This is a genomic window from Geobacillus sp. ZGt-1 (assembly GCF_001026865.1).
Classification (GTDB): Bacteria; Bacillota; Bacilli; order Bacillales; family Anoxybacillaceae; genus Geobacillus; species Geobacillus thermoleovorans.
In genome coordinates, this window is record NZ_LDPD01000026.1 from 173,932 (window position 1) to 180,277 (window position 6,346).

7 protein-coding genes and 2 pseudogenes are annotated in these 6,346 nt (G+C 41.8%); 1 reads left to right on the forward strand and 8 read right to left on the reverse strand.

What is annotated here, in order from left to right:
* Window positions 1–121: 121 nt before the first annotated feature.
* From VU18_RS14375 to VU18_RS14395, 5 genes are all read right to left on the reverse strand, one after another.
* The gene (locus VU18_RS14375; RefSeq protein WP_011232755.1) at window positions 122–379 is read right to left on the reverse strand and encodes a DUF2283 domain-containing protein; all 258 of its coding nucleotides are present in this window, start codon (window positions 377–379) and stop codon (window positions 122–124) included.
* Window positions 348–743, reverse strand: a complete 396-nt coding sequence (locus VU18_RS14380) for a hypothetical protein (protein WP_011232756.1) — start codon at window positions 741–743, stop codon at window positions 348–350. Before VU18_RS14380 ends, VU18_RS14375 begins: the two co-directional genes overlap by 32 nt.
* Window positions 743–1,033, reverse strand: a complete 291-nt coding sequence (locus VU18_RS14385) for a DUF3467 domain-containing protein (protein ID WP_021321464.1) — start codon at window positions 1,031–1,033, stop codon at window positions 743–745. Before VU18_RS14385 ends, VU18_RS14380 begins: the two co-directional genes overlap by 1 nt.
* A gap of 393 nt (window positions 1,034–1,426) precedes the next feature.
* Window positions 1,427–1,870: a transposase gene (locus tag VU18_RS14390; RefSeq protein ID WP_236687419.1), complete on the reverse strand. Its 444-nt coding sequence runs from the start codon at window positions 1,868–1,870 to the stop codon at window positions 1,427–1,429.
* Entirely contained in the window at window positions 1,828–3,354 is a 1,527-nt protein-coding gene (locus VU18_RS14395) for a YifB family Mg chelatase-like AAA ATPase (protein ID WP_023634262.1), read from the reverse strand. Before VU18_RS14395 ends, VU18_RS14390 begins: the two co-directional genes overlap by 43 nt.
* 104 nt (window positions 3,355–3,458) lie before the next feature.
* Between VU18_RS14395 and VU18_RS17625 the strand changes: the two are divergent.
* Window positions 3,459–3,914: pseudogene (locus VU18_RS17625) on the forward strand (alkaline phosphatase family protein); the annotation flags it as partial.
* Between the two features lie 383 nt (window positions 3,915–4,297).
* Here the strand turns inward: VU18_RS17625 and VU18_RS14400 are convergent.
* The 3 genes and pseudogenes from VU18_RS14400 to VU18_RS14410 all read right to left on the reverse strand — a co-directional run.
* Window positions 4,298–5,056 carry an HIRAN domain-containing protein gene (locus VU18_RS14400; RefSeq protein WP_236687423.1) on the reverse strand — a complete coding sequence of 253 codons (759 nt, stop codon included), beginning with the start codon at window positions 5,054–5,056 and terminating at the stop codon, window positions 4,298–4,300.
* On the reverse strand, window positions 5,046–5,918 hold the full coding sequence (locus VU18_RS14405; RefSeq protein WP_047758338.1) for a HipA domain-containing protein: 873 nt from the start codon (window positions 5,916–5,918) through the stop codon (window positions 5,046–5,048). Before VU18_RS14405 ends, VU18_RS14400 begins: the two co-directional genes overlap by 11 nt.
* 148 nt (window positions 5,919–6,066) lie before the next feature.
* Window positions 6,067–6,346, reverse strand: a pseudogene (locus VU18_RS14410) (caspase family protein); the annotation flags it as partial.

The following is a 6,346-nucleotide window of genomic DNA, read 5'->3' on the forward strand; positions in this document are numbered from 1 at the left end:
CGTTTTTCACCAGCCCTCTAGAAAATAAAACCGCTTTGCCCCCGACTCGTGCGCCCCATCCGCATTAAAGTAGCGAAGGATGATATAGTTGAGTCCATGCCAGAGGCAAAATCGGCCAAAACTAATGGATTTGTTCGTTAATCATATGAAAATTAATATTCACCGGTATAAACTTCTTTATACTCTCAATATCCCGCTTCTTGTAGTCCATAATCACAATGCCAGTAATGACCTCATCCTCTTCAGAAAACCGGATAAACACACCAGGAGCTGCTTCGTCATCGTACGACACTTTTGGTTCGCCCAAATAAATATAAAGAACATCGTGATCATAGTCATAGGAGTATTTAACGTTTTCCTGTAAATTTTGGACGAACATAAATCGCACCTCCTGTCTCTTGGTTTAACCTGCTTTTGGCGATGACGGTAACAACGTCACCATACGCTTCGTCTTTATGGTCGACAATAACGACCAATGCCTTTAGCGACTTAAACTTAGGCAATTGCACAAGATCTATATATTTTTGTCTTGTATCATGCTGATCGTCCGGATTATTTGGTAATATAACACAAGGATCTTGAATGACGCTCTTGACCATATCTTCTTGGCCTATAAACTCTTCCCTTGTATGATCCCCACCAACAATATGATAATTCCACGTTGTGCTTTTAAGCCGCACCTCTCTGCCTAGAGGGTCCTCAGTTATAAATATGTAGTCTGTATTGATCTTGTTACCTTCCATTATTGCTCACTCTTCACACCAATAATACCTAATTGCGAAAGTTCCTGAATCTTTTCCTCGCTTGGCGGGGAAGGGATTTCGCCGAATATCTCTTCATACTGCTTAATGTAATTCAATAACAAATAGGCAAATTGTTTGGCGTGTTGTGGGCTCATAGTAACCTTTCCGAGGTATATATTCTCATCGGGCGATTGCTGTTGAAGATTAAGGATGATATCATGAAGACTCATACTTAAACTAATGGAATTACAATAAACATTGAAGGGCCTCTTTTCCATATTCCCTTCCATATACCTTTCCTCTCCCTTTTAAAACGGTATTGTAATTATATTTTATACCTTAAAGAATTTTCTTGCACTCATTTCATTAGGGAAACCGCTGTATATAGAAAATGCCTATAAATAAACCGCCCCACCAAGGGGCGGCCTAATCATCGTCCTTTCCGCTGATGCCATTTCCACGCGCTTTCGATGGCTGACAAGTGACAGGCACCCTCACCCCCTCACAAATTCAGCATATTTTTTCTTCCACTCTGTTTTTGTGCCTGAAAAGTAATCTAATCATGCATCCATATTCATAAATTTCGGGGGCAGCGATTTTGGATGCATATACAAATAAACTCTCCATCGGTAATGTTCCGGCGCATGCACCATATGAGTGTAAATTATCACTTTATTAATGTGCTAATTTACAATATGAGCTTCTACAGGATTGAGATGAATATATCGACTCACTTCCAACATTCCACTGTCATTGTCAATCCATTTACCATAATAACGTTTTTCAAATACATGTCCCGTCAAACGATAGCGAGTATTATAATAATTCGCATACCGTTTGTTCATGAGCGCCATGACTTTCGAAATCGGCTCCTGTTTTGAGCGCAGCTGCAGGTGAAAGTGATTCGTCATAAGGCAATATGCGGCTACTTCAAATGGGATTTTTTCGTGAAGCTGGTGGAGGATATGAAGAAAAGCGAGAAAATCATTTGTTTCCTTGAATAGGGGATCACGCCGATTGCCGCGGCAAACGATATGATAAAACCGATGGGGCACCCAGATCCGCTTTTGCCGTCCCATTCTTTTTACCTCGCTGTTGCCTGTTGCTTCGTATATGTTTTCATCCATCTCAGCGTCATCGCTTCCCAAAGCGATTCATCCGCTATCTTTTCGGTTCCCTTTAAATCGGAAATGGTCCTTGCCAACCGAATGATTTTCGTTTGTACACGATTGCTCCATTGATGTTGGGATGCCCATTGCTGCAACAGAAGTTGCTGCCTGTTGGCAAGCGGGCTTTTTTCCATTAATAACTCAAAAGAAACACGCCCATTCGTTATTTCTTTTCCGTAACGTTCATATTGCTTTCTTCTTGCTTCTTCTACTCTTTTCCTTATGGTTTCCGAAGATTCCGAAACCCTCGTTTCTTTGGTGAAATCAATGACTTCCAATGATAATAAAACATCCATCCGGTCATAAATCGGCCCGGAAACACGATTTCGATACGCTTGAATTTGTTTCGGACTGCATGTGCAATAGCGCGTTCTTGAGCCTAAATATCCACACGGACACGGATTCATCGCCCCAAGCAAAATAAAGTCCGCGGGATATGTCACCGTCGACGAAATACGGCTAATCGTCACTTTCCCCGTCTCTAACGGCTGGCGAAGCATATCCAGCGTCTTTTTCGCAAATTCCGCCATTTCATCGAGAAACAAAACACCGCGATGTGCCAGCGACACCTCGCCAGGCTTTGGGTGCGTTCCCCCGCCAATTAAAGAAACCGATGAAGCGGAATGATGCGGATGACGAAAAGGCGGATGGCCACTCTCGATTTTTTCCCCTGCCAGCTGGTACAAACTGATCACCTCTAACTGTGCATCATGAGTAAGGCTCGGCAAAATCGTCGGAAACGTTTCCGCCAACAAACTTTTCCCGCACCCAGGCGGTCCAACCATTAACACGTTATGTCCGCCTGCCGCTGCGATCTCCAATGCTCGCTTTGCTTGATGATGGCCAATAATCGATTGAAAATCCCGATGATGCTTTCGCGGGGAGTCTATGATTTCAGGAGTGCGAAAAGCTGGGGGTAACGAAAGAACACGTTGTCCTTGCAGATATTGCACCGCTTCTTCCAATGTCTGAACAAAGATACAATCGAGATCTTTCAAATGATGAAGCGGAAGTGCGGGATCATACGGAAGGTATACTTTTTGAAAACCGAGCTTCTTTGCTGCCAATATCGCTGGAAGCATGCCATCCACCGGCTGAATCGCTCCATCCAACGATAACGAACCTAAAAACGCTGCATCCGGGGAAACCGGCGCTGTCAGCTTGCCCATTGCCTTCAAAATCCCAATCGCCATCGCCAAATCAAACATCGGGCTATGCTTTTTCCGCTCCGGCGGAGACAAATGAACAACAAGCCTTTTATCAAAAAAGTCGCATCCGAAAGCATAAAGCGAAGCAAGAACACGTTCCTTTGCCTCTTTCACCGACGCATCCGGCAACCCAACAATCACCATCGCCGCAATCCCAGGCACCTCCTGCACCTCCACCTGCACCCGATACCCTTCTAACCCCCTCAACCCAATGCTTAAAATCTTCACCGTCACTCATCCATCCCTCCCAATCACAGAACATTAGTTCTCACCCATCATTGTAATACCCTCCCCTTTATCTTTCAATTACCAATATTTCGACAAATTTCGGGTGGTGAGCGCCACTTCCGGATATCGCGAAAACGCTGCAAAAAGACGACAGAGTGGATGTCATTGCCTGGATGGAAAAAGAATCCGTGCACGTCATATCTGGAGTTCGGCCGGGAAGACTCATTTTTAAACCGAATGGGCCATTGGTGGATGAGTATGAACAATCGTGGGATCTAGCAGGAGATGCAGGCGTTTTGAATCTTACGGTAAAGAACAATAAGATTTTTTATGATGAATATCCGGATGCACTGGCCCGATTGTACAGCTCGCTGACTTCTCATGGAGGAAATTATCTTGTTGCAAGTGCTAAACCGGGATTTGAATTTATCGGTGAAGGCTCTCCAACTCATGTTGGAGGAGCAAGCCACGGGGGGCTTCATAAACAAGATTCGCTAGTGCCGATGATTATAACTGGCACCGATTCGTCCCCAAAACATTTGCGCATTATTGATCTAAAAGATTAGATTTTAACAATGATTGATTGATGAAGACGGGCAATTCAGCCTCCCGCTGACAACACTCATTCAGCAGGAGGCCTTTGTATTTCCTTCACCTTTCCACTATGCCATTTCTATGCGCTTGCAATAATTTCTTCAAGCGAATATTCCGCTTCTCAGTCCAGTTTCCTTATCCATCTTCTCCGATGAGGCGACAAAGCACGTCGGAGCGCTCAGTCAGTCGTTGGATTCCATGACGGCTTTGCGACTGGTCCCTTTTTCATCTGTTTCAACGACTTCGTTGGCGGAATAGCCTAAGCCGTTGCCGAGGGTTATAAATAGCCATGGCAATGGATCAAGCCATCCCTGCTAATGTTAAATCTTTGACAAACTTCGAAGCACGGCAGGTATTATCCCATAACAGGGGCTAATTCATCCAATGTTGCACCTTGGAAAGAAGGAATCTCGCACTCAAAGGCTACTTTCAGCCACCAATGAGGAGTTGATTTTTCATTCATATACACAACACGAACAGAAGGGTTCGCTCCATTTTCTAACAAGGAAAAGACGGCCTTACTATAAAAGGCTGGAACATATCCAAGCTTCTTCCCTCCGTGAGTATAGATAGCAACAGCATGGGGATCATAAGTGTTTGTTGGTTCTTGTACTAATTTCAACGTTTCGTTAATGGCTAGCCATGTTGCCCAATTTTGAGGAAGATTTTGATAGCGCATGCCATGAACAAAAAAGCTGACACACAGCTTTCCATCGTCTTCAAGACGCAGCGGTTGCTCAAAAGAATAAGTGTCGCTGGCTAACCGCCCACGTGTTTGTTGAAGCAAGTCCATCTTAGTGGAATTCTCATCCAGACCTAAATCGGACAAAATGGCTTTAAAATCCGCACGATCTGGTGACGGCAATCGGCGTTCAAACGCCGGAAACAGCTCCTTTGATCGATATATTTTAGTTGGGTCTGGGAAAGCCGGATGCAACATATACCCGTTATTCAATGCATCTTTCAGTTTTCCGTGACCAGAGGCATTATAGGTGTAAGTGAACTCATAATAGCCATCATAATGAGAAAGAGTTCCTATATGATAAAAAGAACGGGTTTTAGGATTTTGCCAAACCACTAAAAGTGTATGAACTTTTTTCATGTTATTGATCATCCCTTCCAATCCACTCCAATATTTTCTTTCTTCGAAAAGGCACTATATTCAATAACCAGTCTTTTTGTGCCTCGCTTAAAATATCTAATGATTGAATAAAATCAGAATACCTTATTAAATCAAATTCAACTAACTTTTGGATACTTTGATTAAACTCATCTGTAAAGTTTTTACTAATATATGTTAACAAGTCTTTAGCTTTGACCTTTTTCTTTTCAAATATACCCGCCTTAACACTTGTTTTTTCCGTATATTTGTTCATTTCTTGGGGATTCGAGACCATTTGTATCAGCTTTTCATCTTCAAATCGAAACCCTAAAGAAGCACCGTTATCATAAATGGGAGAGAATTTTGCTCCTGTTTCAAGAAATAGCAATTGCCAATTAAATGGGTGCCTATCTTGATTGCCAATAAGAATATCAAACAATTGCATATCTATAAACTCTGATTTTATGGTCTCCCAATACACAAATTTCTTCATTATTTTGAATCCAGCATCAATGAGTTCCATGTCCTTCAACGAGGATTCTTGGAGCTCCTTATAATCGTCGACTAGCGCTGATAATAAAACTCCACCTTCTTCAGTCATTTTTGCATCATATTCCTTTACAAAATTTCGTAGAAGACATCCTCTTCTACCGTTTCTGGTTACAATCTCAACACTCATCATTTCTAAACCAAATATAGCTCCAATTTCAGCGGCAATTAGTTCTGTAATATCCTCCCAAGAAACTCCTTCTTTAAACTGCCGCGGGTATTTTATAAGATAATGTATTTTCTCTGGAGATATCAATTCCTCTTTCTCCAGTGTACTTTTTCTACCATACCCGACTCGTTCCCACTTACTGACATCTCTCAACAATGCTAATCGTTCCTTTTTCGTACAATCTTACTATGTATTTTAACACTAAATGATGCAAATTTATCATTCATCATAAAATTACGGCGTAACGATTTAAAATTTCGGTCATCAAAAACCAAAAAAGGACAATATGATTGGAAACTATTTTTTAAATATTTACTGATTCATTGATTTCTATTTTTGTTGGTTCCACATTTGCGTAATATTTTGGACGATAACCTTGGAGGCACACTTTTTTGATTACCCCATTCTCAACAACAAATGTTAAATCCTCAATTTCCTGTAGTGTCCCAGTTAAAATGAGTTGTTCTACCACTTTTCCTCGGATCTGTTCCATAGTGTAACCTTTTTCTTTCAAGATACGCAAAAGGTTTGAAATCACTTGTATCTTTGCATTAGAGGGGTTTATAATCATACTTTCTAACAAT

Bases quoted from the DNA above. Each gene is read 5' to 3' on its own strand.
- VU18_RS14375 (WP_011232755.1), bottom strand. From the start codon at position 379: ATGTTCGTCCAAAATTTACAGGAAAACGTTAAATACTCCTATGACTAT.
- VU18_RS14380 (WP_011232756.1), bottom strand. From the start codon at position 743: ATGGAAGGTAACAAGATCAATACAGACTACATATTTATAACTGAGGAC.
- VU18_RS14385 (WP_021321464.1), bottom strand. From the start codon at position 1,033: ATGGAAGGGAATATGGAAAAGAGGCCCTTCAATGTTTATTGTAATTCC.
- VU18_RS14390 (WP_236687419.1), bottom strand. From the start codon at position 1,870: ATGGATGAAAACATATACGAAGCAACAGGCAACAGCGAGGTAAAAAGA.
- VU18_RS14400 (WP_236687423.1), bottom strand. From the start codon at position 5,056: ATGATCAATAACATGAAAAAAGTTCATACACTTTTAGTGGTTTGGCAA.